This is a genomic window from Adhaeribacter terreus, from assembly GCF_042657365.1.
Classification (GTDB): Bacteria; Bacteroidota; Bacteroidia; order Cytophagales; family Hymenobacteraceae; genus Adhaeribacter_A; species Adhaeribacter_A terreus.
The window spans coordinates 386,509-407,228 of sequence record NZ_JBHSKT010000002.1; the positions used below are offsets into that span (position 1 = coordinate 386,509).

Here is a 20,720-nt window from a genome sequence, read left to right on the forward strand (position 1 = left end):
TTATGTACCGAATTATTTTTTGCCTGGGATTAAGTTTGCTTACAATTTCTTCGCCATTGCTAACCCAAGCCGGCGCCGGAAAAATGGTGCAGACCGATCCGAAATACATTACCCATAAAGTTGTAGCCGGCGAAACACTTTATTCGCTCTCGCGCAAATACGGCATAAGCGTTTCCGAAATTACGAAACTGAACCCCGAAGTTAAAGCTGGTTTAAAAGTTGGCCAGACGCTGCGTTTTCCGGATAAAAATACCAGCGCTGCAGCTCCGGTAACTACTTCAAAGCCGGTTACGCCCGCAGCTAAACCCGTAGAAAAACCAGTTGTTGAAACGCCGGCAAAACCAAGTCCGGCCGCAGAATTACCTGAAACTTCGGGCCGTAAAATTTATAAAGTAGGGCCTAAACAAACGCTTTATTCAGTAGCTATAAAGCACGGCGTAACCATGGCCGAAATCCGGAAATGGAACAACCTGAAGGAAGATAAACTTACTGTAGGGCAGGAACTTATTGTGAGCGCCCCTGTTGTTGCTACGGCTTCTAAGCCTGCCGAATCGCCGAAGGTAACGGTGGTGAAAGAAGACGTAAAAACGAAGCCGGATAAAGTTAAAACCGAAATTAAAACGGAAACTGCAGTAACGGTTATAGATGAAAAAGACGAAGATGATACTGAAAATTCCAGTGTAGAAGCGGCCGGAAAAATTACGGAAACAGGTTTGGCAGAAGTAATTACGACTGCCGGCGACAATAACAAATATCTGGCTTTGCACAAAACTGCGCCCATTGGCACCATTCTGCAGGTTAAAAATATCATGAACGGCCAGAACGTTTACGTGCGCGTAATCGGCAAACTTCCGGAAACCGGTTCGAACGAAAGAATTATTGTGCGCATTTCTAAAAAAGCCTACCAGCGTTTAGCCGCCATCGATAATCGTTTCCGGGTGGAAGTTTCGTATATGCCGTAAAGTAATTAATAATTAATAATTAATAATTAAATGGGAAGCGCTTTGTAAGAAACAGGGCGCTTCTTTTTTTAGTTTTTTCTCTAAAACCCTACCGTTTTTCGCATGGAAAATTTCTTAACTCCGCAATTGCAAAACGTAAAAGCGCTGCTCGAAGACCGTTACTTAAAGTTCGATGATCCGGCTTTTATTCTAAACGATCCGATCAGTATTCCGCACGATTTTACTCTGAAGCAAGACATTGAGATCAGCGGTTTTTTTGCGTCTATTTTAGCTTGGGGCCAGCGCAAGACCATCATCAATAAATGCCGTGAACTCCTGCAACGTTTCGATAACCAACCATACGATTTCATTAAAAATCACTCTGAAAATGATCTGAAAAATCTGCTCGGTTTCAAACACCGCACCTTCAACGACACTGATCTGCTTTACCTGGCGTATTTCCTGCAGCAACATTACCAGAAACACGAAAGCCTGGAAACGGCTTTTACCGGTGAAAACTCAGATGCAAATCAGACGCAGCGCGAACGCTTAATTTATTTTTATAATTACGTTTTCAGTCTGGAGGAAGCGCCGCACCGCACTCGCAAACATATTTCCTCACCGGCCAAAAATTCAGCCTGCAAACGAATAAACATGTACCTGCGCTGGATGGTGCGCAAAGACGATAAAGGCGTGGATTTCGGGCTCTGGGAAACCATGCAACCGGCTGACTTAATTTGTCCCTGCGACGTGCACGTAGATCGCGTAGCCCGCAAATTAAACCTCATCACCCGCAAACAAACCGACTGGCAAACCGCCGAAGAACTCACCGCCGCCCTCCGTTTATTCGATCCGGCAGATCCGGTTAAATACGATTTCGCTTTGTTTGGGTTAGGGATTGAAGAGAAGTTTTAAAACGTAGGGGCACTCCTTGTGGGTGCCCTTTTCTACGTTATGTGGATTCCTTCGCTACATTATTCGGTCATCTCGACGCAAGGAGAGATGACCGAATAACGATATGCTTTCAGGTAGAAAAACTAAACGGCAATCTTCACCACCACCTTCTTCACCTTCTCCAAAGTTGTCATCGGCGCATGCGCATCCGTCGGGAAGAAAACGGTGAAATAACCGGCCGGGACATCGAACCACGATTCAGCAGCATCGGTAAATAAACCGTAATCTTTTTCGGTATCAAATTCTGTGTGCACCTGTTCGCAATGCAAAAGCGGTTTCCAGCCCATGTGATCGGTGCCGGCAACAATGAATTGAATATCAATGTATTTGCGGTGTACTTCCAGTTTGGCTTCGGCTTTTGCAACCCCGTTGGCATCCGAAACTAAGGCAAAAAGTTCGTCGCCTTCCAGTTCGTATTTTCCGGGTTCAACGGTTTCAAAATTTTGGGTGCGTAGGTAGGTAAATGCTTTTTCGAAATGTTTGTGTAAATGCTGGTAGTTTGTGGAATTATTTAAAATATCGAGGATCATAAAACGGTAGGGTTTTGGGGTAAAAAAGTGTAAAACAACAGCGTAAATTAACTAAAAAGCAGCCAAACAAAACTAAACTAATTCGTTTAAAAAACTGTTGAAAAAAGGTTTTCCGCATTATAAATCCTGAAAACTGTATTTTTACCAAAAATCTAAACAACACAAACTTGCTATATCCTCAGAATTTTGAGCAGAAAATTGGCTTCCAGCAGATCCGGGAACTCCTGGAAAGTTACTGCCTGAGTCCGCTGGGACTGTATTTCGTGCGTCGCATGAGTTTCCTTGATCGCTTCGATCTGGTGCAAAGACTCCTGCTGCAAACCGACGAATATTTTCGCCTCATGAACGCCGGCGCCGATTTTCCGGTGCAATATTATTTCGATGTGAACCTGCATTTGCAGCGTGCTGCCATCCAGAACACGTTTCTCGATCCGCAGGCATTCTACGAAATAAAAATGTCGCTGAAAACCATCCGGGCTTCGCTTACTTTTTTTGCCGATCCGGAAGTGGAAACCTTGTATCCGAACCTGAAAGCTTTGGGAGCCAATGTTTTAGTGGAACGTGCCTTGATTGCTGCTATTGAAAAAGTGATCGACGATAACGGGCAGGTGAAAGACGATGCCACGCCCGAACTTGCCCGCCTGAAACGCGACTTAATTGCGCAGCAGGTGGTGCTCCGGAAACAAATTCAGGGCATTCTGAAACACGCTAAGAGCCAAGGCTGGGTAAACGCTGATGCCGAACCGACCATTCGGGGCGGCCGTTTGGTTATTCCTATTATTGCCGAACACAAACGCAAGCTCAAGGGCCTGATCCACGACGAATCTACGACCGGACAAACGGTTTACCTGGAGCCGGAGCCGGTTTTTGAAGTGAACAACGATATCAAAGACCTGGAAAATGCATACCAACGTGAGCTGATCCGCATTTTAACGTTGCTTACCGATTACCTGCGACCGCACATTCCGGATCTGAAAAAAGCGTATCAGTATTTAGGCTTGCTCGATTTTATCCGGGCCAAAGCAGTTTTGGCTCGCGAGTTGAATGCCACTTTGCCAAAGCTACACAAGCAGCCGCTTATTAAATGGAAACAAGCGAAGCATCCGCTGCTGTTTTTAAGCCATAAAGCGCAGCAGCGCGACGTTGTTCCGTTGAATTTAGAACTGACCCATGGGCACCGCATTCTGCTTATTTCCGGGCCGAATGCAGGCGGTAAATCGGTAGCTTTAAAAACGGCCGGCCTGGTGCAATACATGCTGCAATGCGGTTTGCTTATTCCGGTAGGCGAAGGTTCGGAGGCGGGTATGTTCGAGGATATTTTCCTGGACATTGGCGATGAGCAAAGTATTGAAAATGACCTGAGTACATATTCTTCGCACCTGCAAAACATGAAGCAATTTGTGAATTTTGCCGGCAAGAAAAGCCTGGTTCTGATCGACGAATTCGGGACCGGAACGGAGCCCATTTTAGGTGGCGCCATTGCCGAAGCGGTGCTGGAAAAACTAAATAACCAGAAAGTTTACGGCGTAATTACCACGCACTACACCAACCTGAAAAACTTCGCCGAGAAAAACCAGGGCATTGTGAACGGCGCGATGCGGTACGACCACAAGCAACTGCAACCGCTTTACCAGCTCGAAGCCGGAAAACCGGGCAGTTCTTTCGCCATCGAAATTGCGCGTAAAATAGGCCTTCCGAAAGAAATTGTAGAGAAAGCCACCACGTTGGTCGGTAAAGATAAAATTCGCTACGACCGTTTGCTGGAGCAGCTTGAAACCGAGAAAAATGCGCTGGAAAAACACAACGCCGAACTCGAAAAGCAACAACGCAAACTCGACAAAGCGGTGAAAGAATATTCGGCGCTGAAAGACCACCTGGAAGAAAGCAAAACCGAGATCATCCGCGAAGCGAAAGGCAAAGCAAAACTGCTTTTAAAGGAAACGAACCAGCAGATAGAATCGACTATTTCGCAGATCAAAAACAGCCAGGCCGACAAGGAGAAAACCAGGGAAGCACGTCAACAACTTCAGGAATTTACCGAGAAAAAGGTAGCGCCGGAAGTGAAAAAAGTAAGTCGTTTAGCCGATAATCGTCCGCTGCAACCCGGCGATAAAGTTACGCTCATTGGGCAGGATTCTTACGGCGAACTGGTAGGCATTAAAGGCAAAACCGCTGAAGTTTTATTTGGCGGCATGAAAACCATTGTAAAGCTGAATAACCTGGAACGCGCCGCCGCTGGTGCTGCCAAAATGAAACCGGAGAAGGAAACTGCTTCTGGTTCTGGTCGTTCCAATATGAACATGACCAGCCGCATGGCCGATTTCAGCCCGACCTTAGACGTGCGGGGCGAGCGCGCCGAAGATGCCTTAACCAAAGTAATGGCTTTTACCGACGATGCGATCATGCTTGGCATTCCGGAGATCAAGATCATTCATGGACGTGGAACGGGCATTCTAAAGCAAATGATCCGCGATTATCTCCGTTCACAACGCGAAGTAGCCAGCGTAGCCGATGAACACATTGAGCGCGGCGGCGATGGTGTTTCGGTGGTAGTTTTAAAGTAAAAAATGGTGGCGTTTTGGTATTGAAAAGTCAAAAAAACGCTATGCTTTTCGCTTCAAAAAGTCAATAAAAAAGGCGCTTCGGAAATTTCCAGAGCGCCTTTTTTTACTGCCGTTGTTGGTGTTTTCACCAACAACTAATTTCCATAATCCAGCAATTAGTAGATCACCACTTTGCTGATTTGAGTGCTTTTTTCGCTACGCAGTTGCAGGTTGTACATGCCTTTAGGCAGGTTGTCGGTTTCAATATTAATATCCTGCGCGCCGTTTACTTTTTGGCTCATTTCATATACCGTGTTACCGGTTACATCGGTCAGGGTAATGTTCACCTGGCTGATATTTTTTTCGGTTACGGAAACGTGGAAACGGCCGGCATTCGGGTTTGGATAAACTTTAACGGTTTTCACTTCTGCTTTCAGATCATCTTTCAGGCCTAAAAGGAAGAAGTTGAAAGCGGTTACCCCGGCATTCTGACCATTGAAACGCGATGCAAATTCCTGGTAAAACTGGTTCGCTAGTTCCCATTTATGAATGATGAGCGTGTTTTCGTCATTCTCGGTATCAGCGCCGCCGCTCCAGTTGTGTGAACCAACCAGTAATTGCGGATCGGAATTTTTAGCCCCAACGTCAGCGATCATATATTTGTGGTGCATGATGCCGAAGTTGTTATCGATGAGCAAGCGGTTTCCTAAAACGCCTTTCATAATAGCGTACGGAGTAGAAGAAGCAACCGAGGAAGTATCGTTCATCAAAACTTCGGTAAAGTTCGTCATGTTCGGGTTCGCCACAATAAGGTTTTTAATGGCATTGGCCAGGTCGGTACGGGTGATGAGCATGGTAGCAATGTGTAGGTCGTTGTCGGCAGTATTTATGGTTTCAATGATGCGCGCATTCACGTTGTCAGTTGGGCTGAAATAGAGTTGCACAGGAACGCCGCCAATGTTGAAGTGGTGGGGTGTATTGTCGGTTTTTGCCGGTCCGAAAACGCCGCCGTTCAGCGTACCATTGCCAAACATTTCATCGAATTCCATTTTGTAAACTTTCGCTAAACTCTGGTCTTGAATTACGATCACAGAGTTCGGGTCGGTCATCACCTGATTATCTGTGTAGTTCGTAGAGCCGGTCCACACAATTGGTTTGTTCGGGTTGCTGGAATTGGCATCGATCACTACGAATTTATTGTGCATAATGCCGCGGGCAGTTGTTCTTTTTACCACCGGAATACCTGATGCTAAAGTGTTTAGCGCCGTGTTGGCATTGCCCGTTTCAGAAATTACACGTACAATTACGCCCCGGTTCTTTGCATTATTTAGCGCAGTGGTCAGGTTCGAAAGATTCGCATTATCGAAGCTGTACATGGTGAAATCGATGGTCTGCTGCGCACGGTTAATATAGGCGATCAGCGTATCATCAATAGCATTGGTCAGGGTTGTGGCAGTGTTGTTTGCCGGGCCGTAAGCATTATTCACCGGGCGGTTAAAATACGCTTTCATGGTTCCGGAAGAGTTCGAAGCCGTGATCATCGGAACGATGTTAGATACTGATGAACCAGTTGCATTGGTAGCCGTAACCTGCACGTAATAAACCGTGGCCGGCTGTAAACCGCTCAGCGCAATAGAGTGCAGAGTGGTGCTGGTCGTGTTGTTGGCAGTCTGATTCAGAGCCGTTGGCGAAGTACCGTATTCAACTTTAGAAGTACCGGAATTTTGCGTTTTGAATGTAACGGTAAAACCGGTTTGGGTAATGTTTATTGGTTTCGTTGCTTCAACCAGGTTAGGCGTATTGCCAAGATCGAAATCGGAATATAAACGCGGCAATAACTGATAACCACCACTTCCGCTCGGCGCAAACTGGCTCATGATACCCGTTAAACCGAACGTGGTAGTAGGGGCAGGTTTACCAACAATACCGGTAGCGCCGGTAGAGTAGGTGCTGGTGCGTACCAAAGTGTTGTTGTTATTGTTCAGGCGGTAATTGGTATTGCCGGCAAACGTTGTAACTGCACCACCAGCAGCCGAAGTAATGGTGGAATTTCCAGTAATGGTTACCAGGCGGCCTTCGTATTGTTCAGCAAATGCGTTAACGGAATTGGCAGCAGTAAAAACCACCGGCGCCGGAATGGTTTTATTGCGGGCAATAATATTTACCGAAGTTACCGGGTCAATTTCAAGCAAGCCATTGTAATCTTTCAGCGTACCGATAACTTCCACGCTGTCGCCGGGCACAACATTCCCCATCATAGTAGAAGAATATGCTGCAATACCTGCCACATTATCCTGCAAATAACGGATCGGTCCCAGTTCAGAACCGTTGGTTACAATGCCGCGCACCGTTACTGTGCTATTCACAGCCTGCGTACGCGCCGCAGCAATAGAAGATTGTGCCTGACTTTCCGAAACGAAACCGAAAGCTGCGAGCACTACCAGAGATAAAAGTTTTTTCATAGAAAAGATTTCAGTGATGATTTATTTTTCAGGTTAGTGGAATTTTCTATATTTGACTTAACTTATCCGTAATCAGGGCTTTATATAAAAAAAGCTTGCAAAGTTAGCAAAATTTCAGCAGCGCAGATATTGCTCTCGGTTACGAAATTGTAGCTCCTGTTTTCAGCAGTTTTTAAGCGAAAATAAATAGCGTTTTTCGTGCTGAATTTTAAAAGAAAAACCTCACAAGTTTCTGAAATTGTGAGGTTTTAAATGCTATGGTTTGAAGCCGAAAAACTGCTTAATGAATATTAACTTCCGGCGAAAGCTCGATCCCAAATTTTTCTTTCACCGAAGCAATAATATCATGCGCTAGTTGCTTGATCTTGTTGCCTTCCGCGCCGCCGTAATTTACCAGCACCAGCGCCTGATTTTTGTGCACACCATAATTTTCGATCTGCTTGCCTTTCCAACCTAATTGCTCGATTAACCAGCCGGCCGGCACTTTAATTTTCGTTTCCGAAACCACGTAACCTGGCATATCAGGGTGCACTTTTTTCAAGTTTTCATATACCGTTTTATCAACTTCCGGATTTTTAAAAAAACTGCCCGCATTGCCAATAGCCTTCGGATCTGGTAACTTACTTCTGCGAATGGCACAAACCGCTTCGCTGATGGCTTTGATATTCAGGTCGGTGATTTCCATGGCGGCCAGCGTTTTCTGAATATCGCCGTAGGAAGTGTTGAATTCCGGTTTTTTGCGCAGCTTAAGCGTAACTGAAACAATGATGTATTTGCCTTTGCCTGCTTTTTTGAAATAACTTTCGCGGTAACCAAAATCGCAGGCGGCTTTATCAAACGTTTCCAGTTCGCCGGTTTCTACGTTCACCGCTTCCAGGCTTTCAAACACATCTTTCAGCTCCACGCCGTACGCACCAATGTTCTGTAAAGGCGCCGCGCCCACTGTACCGGGAATCAAGCTCAAATTCTCTACGCCGGCCAAACCATGCTCAATGCAGAACAGCACCATTTCATGCCAAACCTCGCCGCTTCCCGCTTTCACAAATGCAAAATCGTCGTTCTGATCAATTACCGAAATGCCTTTGATGTTGTTTTTCAGCACCGCACCGCCAAAATCCTGCGTAAACAAAACATTGCTGCCGCCACCCAGAATCAGCTTTTCTGCGTTCGCAATTTCCGGGTGCTGCAGCAATTGCTGCAATTCTGCCACATTTTCGAACGTTGCAAAATAGCGGGTTTTAACCTCGATGCCGAACGTGTTATAAGGTTTCAGCGAAAAATTTTCCTGTAAAAGCATGGATTCTGATTTGCCGCAAAAATACGAAAACCAATCCGGTTTTCAGGCGAATTGGTTTTTGGTAGTGAATTTAAACTATTACATCTGTTATCCTGAGCGTTAGCGAAGGACCTTGTTAACTAATAGCAGAAATGTTTATTAAAAGCTCTATAATATATTCCGTAAAATCAGCCTAATTGTAGCGCAGGGTTTAAACCCTGAGCTACAGTTAATGCGAAAAATTTAGCTTCTTCAAAATAGCCTGCGCCGCAAAATAAGCCGTAGAAAAACAGCCCTGCAGTAGAAAACCACCGGTAGGAGCGTCCCAATCCAGCATTTCGCCCACCACTGCAATATGCGGAAATTTCTTTAAGGTAAAATCATGATTTACTTCTTCCAGCGCAATGCCACCCACCGTAGAAATAGCTTCCTCAATTGGCCTTAACGACGAAACCGGAACTTCCAGATTTTTCATTTTCTGGATAAATTTTTCCGGATCGAGGTAATCTTCTTTGGCAGTGAAAAGTTTAATGAGGGCTAATTGCGCTTTGCTAAGGTTGAATAATTGCTCGTAATTTTTCGGCTGAATTTGTTTGCCCTGCACTTTTTGGAGCAATTGTCCTACCGTATTTTGGGGCTTGAAGTCCAAGGTTAAAAATGCTTCTTTCCCGGCATTTAGTGCTTCCCGAATTTTCGGCACCACCGGATAAATAGCATTTCCTTCCAAACCATATTCCGTAATCAAAGCTTCCCCTTTCAGACTGAAATCGCCCACGGAAACCTGTAAATTCTTCAGCGGCTCACCAGCAAACTTTTCCTTAAAATCTACAGGCCAGTTAACATTTACCCCGCAATTTGAACTTTGAAACGGTATGGTTTTGACGCCTAAAAGTCGGAATACTTCCAGCCAGTTTCCGGAAGATCCCGTAACCGGCCAGGAAGCGCCGCCCAACGCAAAGATGTAATGATCAGCTTCAACGGTAATTTCTTTTTCCTTGAATTTAATTACCGGCTTGTTTTCAAAATTGAAGCGGATAAATTCATGCTGAAAATGGAATTGGACGCCTTGCGCCTTTAACCGATCTTTGATCTTTTGCAGCACCTCGATCGGTTTAATGCCTTTTTCCGGGAAAACCCTACCGCTGGAACCTACAAAAGTCGGAATTCCTAATCCGGCCAGCCAATTTCTGGAAGCTTCAGAATTGAAAGCCTTTAATGCTGGTTGCAGAAATTCCTGTGCCGTGTATTTACTGTAAAGGGCTTCGCCTTCCGCACTGTTTGTCAGGTTGAAACCACCGTTGCCAGCCACTAAAAACTTCCGGCCCAATGCTTTCCCTTTTTCGTAAATGCGTACTTCGCAATGCGGGCTTAATATATCCGCTGCCATTAACCCTGCTGCGCCGCCACCCATAATTGCAATCGTTTTTTCAGGCATTTCTAATCAGCAGGTTTTAACAGGGAAAAGAATTAAAATATAGATTATTCCGGTGCATTATTAGTAGCAAAGGTAATTAAAAGGCTAACGAACTGGTACGAACGTTAGCCTTCCTGTTTGCAATTTGAAAGTGAATTTATCTGGTAGCGGCCGCTTTTTCTTTTAATGAAGGTAGGAGCTCGTCCAGCCCTTCCATAGCCATGGTCAAGCCTTCTTTGAAGCCCATTTCTATGGTTGCTTCCAGTTGCGCAAGGTCGTCATAAGTAATAAAGAATTCTACCAGCGTATTTTCGCCTTTGTCGGTAAACGTTACGTCCCATTTCGATTGCGGCATGTCTTTGTTCACGTTCGCATCAGCATCAGCAAAAGCATCCAGCCCGGTAAATTGTTTTTGCGGTTCAATGGTTTCGTAGTTTGCCAAAGCCCAGTGTTCTTCGCCTTCCGGACCAACCATGGCGTAATGCCAGAAACCTCCTTCCCGGAAATCCATGGTTTTGGTGCGGGCTTTCCAGGGTTTAGGCGCCCACCACTGGTCCAGGATCTCGGGTTTGGTATAAGCGTCCCAAACCAACGGACGTTCGGCCGCAAATTCCCTTTCTACTTTGATCTGGTTGTTTTCTTTGTCGACGGTGAAATTCATGTGGAGGTTACTTTTCATTTTGCTTTTTATTTAAGTTGAACAATACCTGATCCAGCTGATCGAAACGGTTTTCCCAGAGCTTTTTAAATTGCTCCAGCCATTTATCGATCTCTTTCATTTTAGCTGCTTCTAAGTGATAATAAATTTCCCGCCCCACTTTCTCCTGCTTCACCAATTCGCATTCTACCAGCACGTTAATGTGCTTCGAAACCGCCTGCCGGCTCGTGTCGAAATGCTCGGCCAGCGCATTGGGCGTCATGGCCTGTGCCGCGATCAACACTAAAATGGCCCTTCGGGTAGGGTCGGCTATGGCCTGAAATACATCACGCTTCATGGTATGGAATACTGAATATGCAACTATATGGTTGCGAATATACGCGCAACTTTTTGGTTGCGCAAGGTTTATTTGAAAAATATTGAAAAGGTAGAAGGTAACCGGGTTAAAAGTTTCCAAATCTTAAAGAGAAATTGAAACTGGCTCCGATACAGAATTAATAGTTATGAATTTGCAATTGAAGTTTATTACTTCATTTTCAATTTCTGTAATTTCAAAATTTATATCCTCCCAGCCATCTTTTGAAATATCAGTAATATTAAATCCTGAAATTTGATAGAAATAATTCCTATCAAAGTTGAGCTTTAAATTTGAAACGCTGTCAAAAATGATTTTTACCTCATAAAACTGTTTTGAAGTATCCGGCCAAGCTGACGCACCGCGTTCCTGGTATAAAAATGTAATTATTAATTCACCTTCCTGAAGTTCTAATCGTTTTATAAAAGCCAGATTGTATGGTTTCCATTCTTTAGAAATTTTCTCGGTTAGGTCTAAGTTTTCTATTTCCATGACGATCACATAATTATAGAATATTGTTTACCAATTCAATGACGAAATTTATTATTCTATTCATATTGCCTCATTTCAAAAAGCAAGTGGTTCTTCATTTCAATTGCAGAAACGTGAACCGTATGGAGGTCAAGGTTTGGAAAACCGGCAATTAAAACACTATCCTTTGCTAAATCGTCAAGCCAATCCATAAATTCAGAAAGCTTATATTCTACAATATGACAACTACTCCAGTCATCAGTTAGAAACAAACTGGCAAATTCTTTTTCGGGCCAAACCGGAAGAACATTCCCATCTTCTGAACCGAGCATTACGTAATTTTCCTCTTCATCCGCTATGAGGTAAATTGTTTCAAAATCTGCTACTCTGCGGAGTAAGTATCCATACCGTTCTGAGGAATCGAGAGCAAAAATGTTGTCGATTTTATGCTGATTCATTTTACCCTCGCTGCTTATACCCACTCCAACCATAATACAGTAAATACAAATAGCAAAGCGCCGGAACCAAATAAGCGAACTGGATCTGCGAAGCATCGGAAACCAATCCCATCAGCGGCGGAATTAAGGCGCCGCCCACAATAGCCATGATAAGGTAAGAAGAGCCCTGTTTGGTGTAAATGCCCAGACCTTTAATAGCCAGCGGGAAAATGATCGGCCACATTACCGAGTTGCAAACACCCACCAGCACCATCAGCCACAAAGCGGTTTCGCCGGTTAAAGCCACCGAAGCAATTACCAGCAGCGTAGCCACGGCACAAACAATGCGCAGCGCTTTGGCATCGTTAATCTTGGTCAGCCACGGAATTCCGAAGAACCGCCCGATCATAGAACCGCCCCAGTAGCAAGCCACGAATTTCGAACCGATCTGCTCCGTAAAACCGCCTAAACTGGACGTATCGCCGAGGGAGAAAAGCCAGCTGGTAAAGCTGCTCAGGTTTGTAATGTGCAGATCCTGGCCGTAGCGGATAATAAAAGAACCTACGCCCACTTCCGCACCCACGTACACAAAGATCGCCCCGATGCCCAGTACCAGGTGGCGGAATTGTAGCGCACTGGTTTTGCTTGTAGCTGCTTCCACCGGCGTATGTTCATCCTGCAAACTTTCAATGTTCGGCATTTTGGTGCGCCAGGCAACAAAGCTCAGCAACAGCAACACGCCGCCAATAATGGCATAAGGCAAAATAACCAAAGCCGCTTCCGCGTTCAGAAAAGATTCCTTCTGCGCCACCGGCATGGCTGCCAATTGTTCCGCCGAATAATCCACGCCCTTCAAAAGCAGCATCCCGCCAATCAGCGGACTTAAGGTACCGGCCAGGGAATTGAAAGCACCCATCAAACTCAATCGGCTGGCCGCTTTATGCGCTGGCCCCAGCACCGAAACGTACGGATTGGCCGCCACCTGCAACAACGTTACCCCCGAAGCCAGAACCGCCAAAGCCAGCAAAAAGAACGGATACTGCCGCGTAAGCGCCGCCGGTAAAAACAGGAAAGCCCCCACCGCACAAATTCCCAGACCGAGCACTATGCCGTTTTTATACCCAACCCGGTTCAGGATATTGCCCGCCGGAATCGACATCAGGAAATAAGCTCCGAAAAACGCAAACTGCACCAGGCTCGACTGAAAATCGGTCAGTTCGCAGGCCCGTTTCAGGTGCGGGATCAGGATGTCGTTCATATTCGTAACGAAGCCGAACGTAAAGAAAAGCGTGATAACAATGATCAGTGGTCCGGTATAATTCCGGGTTACCTGCTGGTTTGCAGATGCTTGATTAGGTGAAGAAACAGGTGCTGCCATAAAAAGGAAAATGGTATGAGTTTAGCCTTTAAAAGTAACATTAAATTGCGAATTGTCGGAATTTGGATTCGTCAGATTTTAGGTTTTTTGGATTGGCTTGGTAGGAGTGAGTTTTTAGGGCTAATGGCATAGCGTTTTTGAGAAGAAGTCTCCCCTTTGGAGGGAGTAAGGGAAGACCATATTATTGAAGACGTATTGCGATGATTCTCCCTTTGGGGGAGTTTACATTATATGAAAAATCAGCAAATATAAACACCCCACCGGCTCCCCTCAAGGGGAGAGTATCGGATAACGTGAAATAACCACCCCCGCACCCCTCTTAGAAAAGGAGGGGAGTTTTTACCTGCAGTATTTGTAGGGATAGGGCTTGACCTGTCCGCACGCATTCCTGTTCAATGTTCCAGATCGCGCATTCTTAATCATGCATTCCCAATCAAAAATCCTGGCAATCTTTCTAATCCATGCAATCGTGTTCAAATAATTGATCACAATAATCCGACGCAATATCGTGCGGACAGGTCAAGCCCTGTCCCTACAAAATCCATCATTCCAAAATCCCAAACCTTCCAATCCAAAAATCCCAAAATCTGACGAATCCAAATTCAGACAATTTTTCGCAACTTTACAATCCCAAAAACAAACCACTATATGAAACCAACCGCCGGAAAAACCTTTCAACTAACTGCCACCACCCAATTCGGGCTGGAAGAAATTCTGGCGGAAGAACTTTACCAGTTAGGTGCTAAAAATATTGAAGTAGGCAGCCGCGCGGTGCGTTTTATGGGCGACAACAAACTGATGTACGAAGCCAATTTGTGGTGCCGCACGGCGGTTCGTATCCTGAAACCCTTCGCCAATTTCCCGGCCCGCGACGAACGCGACCTCTACAAACAAATTCAGAAAATTGACTGGACCGAATACCTGGACGTGGACAGCACCTTTGCCATCAGTTCGGTGGTAAACCAAAGCACCTTCGAGCATTCGCTGTTCGTTTCGCAGCTCACCAAAGACGCCATTGCCGACCAGTTCCGCGATAAATTCGGCAAACGCCCTTCCGTAGACCTCGAAAACCCGGACGTGCGCATTAACCTGCATATGCTCGAAAACCGCGTGAACCTGTCGCTCGATTCCTCAGGCGATTCGCTGCACAAACGCGGTTACCGACTGCAAACCAACGTAGCGCCGCTAAACGAAATCCTGGCGGCCGGCATCATCCTGCTTACCGGCTGGGACAGAAAAACGCCTTTATACGACCCCATGTGCGGTTCCGGCACCCTCTTAACCGAAGCTGCGATGATCGCCCACAACGTAGCGCCCGGTTTGTACCGCCGCGATTTCGGTTTCACACACTGGAAAGATTTCGACGAAGAACTTTTCAAGCAGGTAATTAAAGACGCCCGCGCCCAGGAAGACTCCGACAACGACGTGTTAATTGCCGGCTCCGACATCGACCGCGATTACGTGGAAGCCGCCCGCAACAACATTTCCAGCGCCGAACTCGACGATTACATTCGGGTAAAAACTGCCGATTTTAAAGAAACCCAGAAGCCCGCCGAAAAAGGGATCCTGATCGTGAACCCGCCTTACAACGAACGCCTGGTAAACGAAAACATCAACAACCTCTACAAAATGATCGGCGACACCCTCAAAACCAATTACCAGGATTGGGACGCCTACGTGTTCACCGGAAACTTGGAAGCCGCCAAAAACATCGGCCTCAAAACCTCCCGCCGCATCCCGCTTTTCAACGGTTCCATCGATAGCCGTTTGCTGAAGTATGAGTTGTATAGGGGAAGTAAAAAGGAGAAAGGGGAGAGGTAAGGTTAAGTGTAGAAATTAAAAGTACAATATTCCAACTTAAAAAGTTGTATTGACAAAAAATACTAAAGCTCTTTAAGTTTCACTAATGCATCTAAATGGTCCTGAAAGGCTTTTCGCCCCAGATTCGTAGCTGCAAATCTGGTATTAGGTTTTCTACCTACAAACCGTTTTTCTACCAATAAATAACCTGCTTTTTCAAGATTAATGCAGTGAGTAGATAAGCTACCATATGAAAGTTGAAGTGTTTCTTTAAGAAAATTGAATTCTACCAAATCGTTATTTACAAGCAACGCCATAATACTTAATCGGGTATGATTTTCAAAAGTATTGTTTAGGTTATTTATGTTTTTTTTTCATTAGTAATCCTTACAAAATAGTCATTAGCTGGATTCAAAATTAAAGTAAAAGAAAATTTTATTTCCTATCAATTGCTAACTATAGTATGTTGTTAGTTTTGCATACTAAAGATAGCTTTGAATATCTTCTAATGCCAATGAAAACAAAAACAATTTTAGAAAAATTTGGTGATAATGTTCGTGAAATTAGAAAATCTAAGGGTTTTTCACAGGAACAACTTTCATTCAAAGCAGACTTGCATAGAACATATATAGGGATGATTGAAAGAGCAGAAAAAAATATTACTCTCTCAAATATAGAAAAAATTGCAAAGGCATTAGAAGTTGAAATATCAGAACTTCTAAAATAACTTCAATGTCAAATTCACCTTACTTAGGAAAGCCTATTGCAGAATGGAGTGCAATAACAGATCATCTTATTGCACTACACCCTCTTTCACCTGATGAAATAGTAGAAACGGTTTTAGGATCTTGGGATGATATATTTAATTCCAAAATTGGATCGTTTTATATAGGAAAAGAAATTACTCCGGGACCTCAGATAATGAGTTTTTTATTACACGAACTTGTTGCTCATTATTTAACTTTAAAACATCCTGGTATATATAAAGTAGGCACTTTAAAGAATGAAAAGGATATTCATTGTATTACAAATTGCGACCTTTCTGTTGAAATTAAAGCCTCATCTAGCCCTAATAAAATTGCTGCAAATAGAAGTTACGCACAACCTGAAACTGCAAAGGATAAAAAAAATAAAAATGGTTATTATATAGCAATTAATTTTGAAAAGTTTAGCGATAAAAAGGAAAAGCCCGAAATTTTATTAATTAGGTTTGGTTATCTTGAACATTCTGACTGGATCCCTCAAAAATCTGAAAGCGGACAACAGGCTTCCTTACCTCCAGATGTTTATTTACATAAACTTAAAGTTATCTATCAAAAACCTAAGATTGTTAAAGTAAAAGCTGCTAGAATAAAAGCTACTAAAATAAAGTAGGCGTTAATTCTTTAATTCTTTCAGTTTTAAGAATTGTTTCAAGTCTATTGGCTATTGTGTGGCAATAATCCTCTCTTATTTCAAATCCTAATGAGAGTCGATTATTGCTCATACAAACTTCCGCAGTTGTACCTGAACCCATAAATGGATCCAAAATAATATCATTTGGATTTGTAAAACCTAAAACCATTCTAGTTATTAAATCAACTGGGAATTGGGCAGGATGTTTAGTTCTTTCTTCTGAAGATCTATTCGTTCCAGATGTAACTTTAGCTATTTGCCAAACATCAGATGGGTTTTTACCTAATGTATTACATCTCAATTTGCCATTTTTCTTTTGGTTTGGATATTTAACATCAGGATCTCGAATTGAATCAAGGTTGAAAGTATAATTGTCTTGGTTTTTTATATACCAAAGAATCTTTTCATTTCTTGGTGATAAATAATGTTTTGCGGCGACACCTGCTCCATAGTTCCAAATAATTTCTTGATGGAGATAGAACTTAATTTTATCCCAAACTAAGTAAGTAATAGGAACAGCTCTTCCCTTTCCTGGTACTTCCAAATAACCAACATTTAGTAAGTAGCTGCCATTTGATTTAGTAATATCAAAAATAAGATTACTAATCTCGGAAAGCCATTCAATAAACGAATTAATGGGCATTATTTTTTCATACTCTTTTCCAATATTGTAAGGTGGACTGGTTATCGTTGCATCAATATTTACACCAGCATTTTTTAGAATTTTAATGCCTTCCAAACAATCCATATTATAAATTAAAGTAGAATCATTACTATAGAATGGATCTCCTAAAATGCTCTTTAATTTATCTAACTTCTCCATTTTGCGCTAACTTTAGTATGCAAAAATAAATCTTATTTTTAATCTGTCAAAGTGCTTTTAAATTTTTTATAATAAATCTTTTTTATTATAAAATCATTAAAACACTATCTTTCAAGGTCAAAAACTCCTCTATAAATTAAAGAATGCCCTCCACAAATTACCTCCACATCACCTACCACCAAAATTACCCAAACCGCCCAACCATCATCTTCCTGCACGCTTCCTTAGGCTGCACCCAGCTCAGGCGAAACATCACGGAAAAGCTCGGCCACCTCACCCAATGCAATGTGCTGGATGAAGCACAAATTACAAAAAAACGCTATGCTTTCAGCCTAAAAAAGTCAGGGTTCGGGAAATTAAAAAACTTTCCGAACCAAATTAAAGCAGCGCGGTATCATAGGGAAGAGAACACGATTCCCCGAAACTGAAACCGCGAAACTATGCCCTCCCGCTTCCTGATCCTGATCGTTTTGGTGCTGGTGCAGGCAAAGGCCTTTCCGCAAACCTCGCCGGGCGCATTTGATCTGGCGCCTCCGGCAAACCCCTCTGCGCTCCGGAAACTGAACCTGTGGGCCACTTATTATTTCGTGCATCAGTTTAAATCGGGCGGCAACATTCCCATTGTGTACCGCAACGGCAAACCCTCGGGCCTCTACGCCGATGCCTGCGATTTCTGCGAAGCCTCCCTGCAAGGCTCCGCCTACGTAACCGATGCGGAAGGCAACGTAAGCGTGGTGAAATTCGCCAAAACCGGGAAGCGCACCTTCGTAAACTGCCGCACCTGCACCAAATTTTCCGACAGCAACGCCGCCGCCAGCTGGGGCAAAGCCCTCTGGATCAAATCCACGGGTTTCAGCGGCGGCCTGAACCGGTACAAATTAATTCCCTTCCGCTCCGTAGCCGTAGATCGCAAAGTCATTCCCTACGGCACCGTGCTCTACATTCCCCAATTCCAAGGCCAACCCATCGCGCTCCCCAACGGCCAAACTCTAACCCACGACGGCTATTTCTTCGCCGCCGACCGCGGCGGCCTGGTAAAAAAGAACCAGATCGACCTCTTCACCGGCACTCATTCCACCAATCCTTTCCCCGAAATCATCCGCTCCGACAACAACCAAACCTTCGAAGCTTACATTGTAAAAGATAAAGCCATCATCAACGCTCTGAAAGCAGCGCACCGGAAGTGAGTTAAGTGTTAAGTGTTAAGAGTTATGAGTTATAAGTTATAAGTTGCAGGAAAAACGATATGGTTTTAAAGCAAAAAACTCAGTGGAAATGGGATACCAGCTATAGTTGATTATATCAAAAGTAGGTATTGCGAAAAGTCCCCCTTTGGAGGGGGTAGGGGGAGGATTTTTACATTATCTGATACTCTCCCCTTGAGGGGAGCCGGAGGTGTTTGCTCGGAATGTAGATATATCCGCAGATGTAAACACCCCTCTAACTCCCCTCAAGGGGAGAATCTTCGCAATACGAATCTTCAAAAATGTAATCCTCCCCCTACCCTTCTCCAAAGGGGGACTTTTCTTCGGAATATTACCAATTCAATTCATCAACAAATCATCCATCATATCCCCCAGATCACTCACCCCCAACGTAAACCAAACCACCACAAAACCCAGTAAAACCTTCGCCCAAAGCGGAATCGGCTTTCCGAAACTCTTTATAAAAAAAGCATCGGCCGGAGGAAAGTAAAGCAAAGAAAGCAGCAGGAAAACCAGGCCCGGAACCGGATGTACCAGTAGCAAATTCAGCGCGCCGATGGTAAAAACCACCAGCCCGATCACCCAACTGATCAAAGGCGAAACATCGATGTCTTTCATAACTTTGCCGATCAACTACCCGCGAAAGGCGTTCCGAAAATTCCTACTGCCAGCTCCGCCCAGATCAGGAAAAGCAAGGCCAAAATTACTACAATAAGAATGAACCGGTTTTCCGGTTTCCTGATCTTTCTGATCACCAGTTCAACCATCAGTCCGGTGCCGGTAAGCAGAACTCCCATCACCACGAAATCGAGGATATTCCAATTTACTTCATTAGTAAACTGCATGGCTACCAGTGGAATAGCCAAAATAAATGCTACCGTAAGCAAAATACCGAATAATCTTTTGTTTTGCGCAATCATAATTTTTTCGTTTTAAAATTGGTTTTTCAATTCATTTATAATTTGAGCGATAATTAACCGTTCTGAAAATCAAAATCCAGCTTCCAATTTATCTGGCTGAATGGTTTAATTTAAGCAACTGCCCAAGCCCAGATTAACAGCAAAAACAATCCGATACAACCCAGTAAGGCAAATTGGTAAGTTTTATTGGTAACTTTTCTTAGCACCAGTTCACTCGTTAAAACAGCGACGGTCAGCACTACGCCGGCAAAAATGAAATCGAGGCTGGTCCAGGGAAATTTTGCAATTACCGGGATCAGTAAAATGAGGGCCACCAAAAGCAGGTTGCCGATAAGTCTGAAGTTATGCGTGATCATAATTTTTTCGGTTAGGGGTTTATTTATGAGGTTAAAAATGAATGCTGTATAACTAAAAATTTAATCCCACCAGGTGCCGGCCAAACCAAACACAGAACCCAGCCAGAAGATGACAAAGAAGCCAACTATACTCAGGATATATGCTACCGCCGTTTTCCAGCCACCTCGGTACCGCAAAAAATCTAGGACGTAAAAAAGCGCCCCACCAATCGCCCCGGCAATAGGTACCACCACCAGCGGTCGAATCATCCAGAAACGCTGCCATTCCGGTTTTGGCATCTGCGTAAACCAACCTGCCGGAATCAAAAAGATCAGGATCAGCGTAAGCGCAAACCCGGCCCCAATCAACATCAGTTTCCCCAACGAAACCGGATGGATAGGCATGGGTGTTAAGTTATTGTTAGTTGTCATGATGATTACTTTTTGATAGTTATATATCTATTCCAATTTTTTGAAAGAACTTTGAAATACAAAGTTTAAGTTAAAAAAAATATCAGTTGTCTTTTCGGTTACTCAAAATAAGTTGTTCCAACGCATCTAGGTGGCTTTTAAAGGCTTCGCGGCCCAGATCGGTAGCGTGGTAAGTGGTGTTCGGTTTCCGGCCTACAAATTGTTTTTCCACGCGCAGGTATTGTGCTTCTTCCAGCGCGCGCAAATGACTGGCCAGATTTCCGTCCGTTAGTTGCAGCGTATCTTTCAGGGTATTGAAATCTACCCGTTCATCCACCATCAGCACCGACATAATTCCCAACCGGGCCCGGCTTTCAAAGGCTTTGTTAATATTTTCAAGGTAGCTTTTCAC

Annotated in this window: 23 protein-coding genes; 7 read left to right on the top strand and 16 right to left on the bottom strand. The window is 44.1% G+C overall.

What is annotated here, in order from left to right:
* Positions 1–2 precede the first annotated feature (2 nt).
* Entirely contained in the window at positions 3–962 is a 960-nt protein-coding gene (locus ACFPIB_RS04625) for a LysM peptidoglycan-binding domain-containing protein (RefSeq protein ID WP_378016263.1), read from the top strand.
* Between the two features lie 102 nt (positions 963–1,064).
* Positions 1,065–1,856 carry a TIGR02757 family protein gene (locus ACFPIB_RS04630; RefSeq protein WP_378016264.1) on the top strand — a complete coding sequence of 264 codons (792 nt, stop codon included), beginning with the start codon at positions 1,065–1,067 and terminating at the stop codon, positions 1,854–1,856.
* Positions 1,857–1,978: 122 nt separating this feature from the next.
* Here ACFPIB_RS04630 and ACFPIB_RS04635 read toward each other — a convergent pair whose 3' ends face one another.
* Positions 1,979–2,425, bottom strand: a complete 447-nt coding sequence (locus ACFPIB_RS04635) for a NanQ anomerase/TabA/YiaL family protein (RefSeq protein WP_378016265.1) — start codon at positions 2,423–2,425, stop codon at positions 1,979–1,981.
* Between the two features lie 167 nt (positions 2,426–2,592).
* On the opposite strand from ACFPIB_RS04635, the gene ACFPIB_RS04640 reads away from it, so the two are divergent.
* Complete coding sequence (locus ACFPIB_RS04640) at positions 2,593–4,989, top strand: endonuclease MutS2 (protein WP_378016266.1); 2,397 nt, start codon at positions 2,593–2,595, stop codon at positions 4,987–4,989.
* 155 nt (positions 4,990–5,144) lie between these two features.
* Here the strand turns inward: ACFPIB_RS04640 and ACFPIB_RS04645 are convergent, their stop codons facing one another.
* From ACFPIB_RS04645 to ACFPIB_RS04680, 8 genes are all read right to left on the bottom strand, one after another.
* Complete coding sequence (locus tag ACFPIB_RS04645) at positions 5,145–7,430, bottom strand: phospholipase D-like domain-containing protein (protein ID WP_378016267.1); 2,286 nt, start codon at positions 7,428–7,430, stop codon at positions 5,145–5,147.
* A gap of 280 nt (positions 7,431–7,710) precedes the next feature.
* Entirely contained in the window at positions 7,711–8,727 is a 1,017-nt protein-coding gene (murB, locus tag ACFPIB_RS04650; protein ID WP_378016268.1) for a UDP-N-acetylmuramate dehydrogenase, read from the bottom strand.
* 208 nt (positions 8,728–8,935) lie between these two features.
* Positions 8,936–10,141: a BaiN/RdsA family NAD(P)/FAD-dependent oxidoreductase gene (locus ACFPIB_RS04655; RefSeq protein WP_378016269.1), complete on the bottom strand. Its 1,206-nt coding sequence runs from the start codon at positions 10,139–10,141 to the stop codon at positions 8,936–8,938.
* 136 nt (positions 10,142–10,277) lie between these two features.
* The gene (locus ACFPIB_RS04660; RefSeq protein WP_378016270.1) at positions 10,278–10,799 is read right to left on the bottom strand and encodes an SRPBCC family protein; all 522 of its coding nucleotides are present in this window, start codon (positions 10,797–10,799) and stop codon (positions 10,278–10,280) included.
* Positions 10,789–11,115 (bottom strand): ArsR/SmtB family transcription factor, encoded by a 327-nt coding sequence (locus ACFPIB_RS04665; RefSeq protein ID WP_378016271.1) that lies wholly within the window; start codon positions 11,113–11,115, stop codon positions 10,789–10,791. The genes ACFPIB_RS04660 and ACFPIB_RS04665 overlap by 11 nt, the downstream gene beginning before the upstream one ends.
* Positions 11,116–11,238: 123 nt before the next feature.
* The gene (locus tag ACFPIB_RS04670) at positions 11,239–11,625 is read right to left on the bottom strand and encodes a hypothetical protein (RefSeq protein WP_378016272.1); all 387 of its coding nucleotides are present in this window, start codon (positions 11,623–11,625) and stop codon (positions 11,239–11,241) included.
* A 56-nt stretch (positions 11,626–11,681) separates the two neighbouring features.
* Positions 11,682–12,062 carry a DUF2750 domain-containing protein gene (locus ACFPIB_RS04675; protein ID WP_378016273.1) on the bottom strand — a complete coding sequence of 127 codons (381 nt, stop codon included), beginning with the start codon at positions 12,060–12,062 and terminating at the stop codon, positions 11,682–11,684.
* Between the two features lies 1 nt (position 12,063).
* Entirely contained in the window at positions 12,064–13,419 is a 1,356-nt protein-coding gene (locus ACFPIB_RS04680) for a sugar MFS transporter (protein WP_378016274.1), read from the bottom strand.
* 648 nt (positions 13,420–14,067) lie between these two features.
* Between ACFPIB_RS04680 and ACFPIB_RS04685 the strand changes: the two genes are divergently transcribed.
* Positions 14,068–15,240, top strand: a complete 1,173-nt coding sequence (locus ACFPIB_RS04685) for a THUMP domain-containing class I SAM-dependent RNA methyltransferase (protein WP_378016275.1) — start codon at positions 14,068–14,070, stop codon at positions 15,238–15,240.
* A gap of 62 nt (positions 15,241–15,302) precedes the next feature.
* Here ACFPIB_RS04685 and ACFPIB_RS04690 read toward each other — a convergent pair whose 3' ends face one another.
* Entirely contained in the window at positions 15,303–15,536 is a 234-nt protein-coding gene (locus ACFPIB_RS04690; protein WP_378016276.1) for a transcriptional regulator, read from the bottom strand.
* Between the two features lie 197 nt (positions 15,537–15,733).
* Between ACFPIB_RS04690 and ACFPIB_RS04695 the strand changes: the two genes are divergently transcribed.
* Together ACFPIB_RS04695 and ACFPIB_RS04700 are read left to right on the top strand one after the other, a co-directional pair.
* The gene (locus tag ACFPIB_RS04695) at positions 15,734–15,946 is read left to right on the top strand and encodes a helix-turn-helix domain-containing protein (protein ID WP_378016277.1); all 213 of its coding nucleotides are present in this window, start codon (positions 15,734–15,736) and stop codon (positions 15,944–15,946) included.
* A 5-nt stretch (positions 15,947–15,951) separates the two neighbouring features.
* Positions 15,952–16,593, top strand: coding sequence for a ScaI family restriction endonuclease (locus ACFPIB_RS04700; protein WP_378016278.1), 642 nt, complete (start codon positions 15,952–15,954; stop codon positions 16,591–16,593).
* Here the strand turns inward: ACFPIB_RS04700 and ACFPIB_RS04705 are convergent.
* On the bottom strand, positions 16,580–17,437 hold the full coding sequence (locus ACFPIB_RS04705) for a DNA-methyltransferase (RefSeq protein WP_378016279.1): 858 nt from the start codon (positions 17,435–17,437) through the stop codon (positions 16,580–16,582). The genes ACFPIB_RS04700 and ACFPIB_RS04705 overlap by 14 nt on opposite strands.
* Positions 17,438–17,877: 440 nt before the next feature.
* Between ACFPIB_RS04705 and ACFPIB_RS04710 the strand changes: the two genes are divergently transcribed.
* Positions 17,878–18,624: a 3D domain-containing protein gene (locus ACFPIB_RS04710; RefSeq protein WP_378016280.1), complete on the top strand. Its 747-nt coding sequence runs from the start codon at positions 17,878–17,880 to the stop codon at positions 18,622–18,624.
* A gap of 357 nt (positions 18,625–18,981) precedes the next feature.
* On the opposite strand, the gene ACFPIB_RS04715 is transcribed toward ACFPIB_RS04710, so the two are convergent.
* From ACFPIB_RS04715 to ACFPIB_RS04735, 5 genes are all read right to left on the bottom strand, one after another.
* Positions 18,982–19,260 (bottom strand): hypothetical protein, encoded by a 279-nt coding sequence (locus ACFPIB_RS04715; protein WP_378016281.1) that lies wholly within the window; start codon positions 19,258–19,260, stop codon positions 18,982–18,984.
* An 11-nt stretch (positions 19,261–19,271) separates the two neighbouring features.
* A complete protein-coding gene (locus ACFPIB_RS04720) occupies positions 19,272–19,562 on the bottom strand; it encodes a hypothetical protein (protein WP_378016282.1) in 291 nt (96 codons plus the stop codon).
* Positions 19,563–19,672: 110 nt separating this feature from the next.
* Positions 19,673–19,918 (bottom strand): hypothetical protein, encoded by a 246-nt coding sequence (locus tag ACFPIB_RS04725; protein ID WP_378016283.1) that lies wholly within the window; start codon positions 19,916–19,918, stop codon positions 19,673–19,675.
* Between the two features lie 60 nt (positions 19,919–19,978).
* Positions 19,979–20,302, bottom strand: a complete 324-nt coding sequence (locus ACFPIB_RS04730; protein ID WP_378016284.1) for a potassium transporter KefB — start codon at positions 20,300–20,302, stop codon at positions 19,979–19,981.
* Positions 20,303–20,411: 109 nt separating this feature from the next.
* Positions 20,412–20,720, bottom strand: a complete 309-nt coding sequence (locus ACFPIB_RS04735; RefSeq protein ID WP_378016285.1) for a winged helix-turn-helix domain-containing protein — start codon at positions 20,718–20,720, stop codon at positions 20,412–20,414.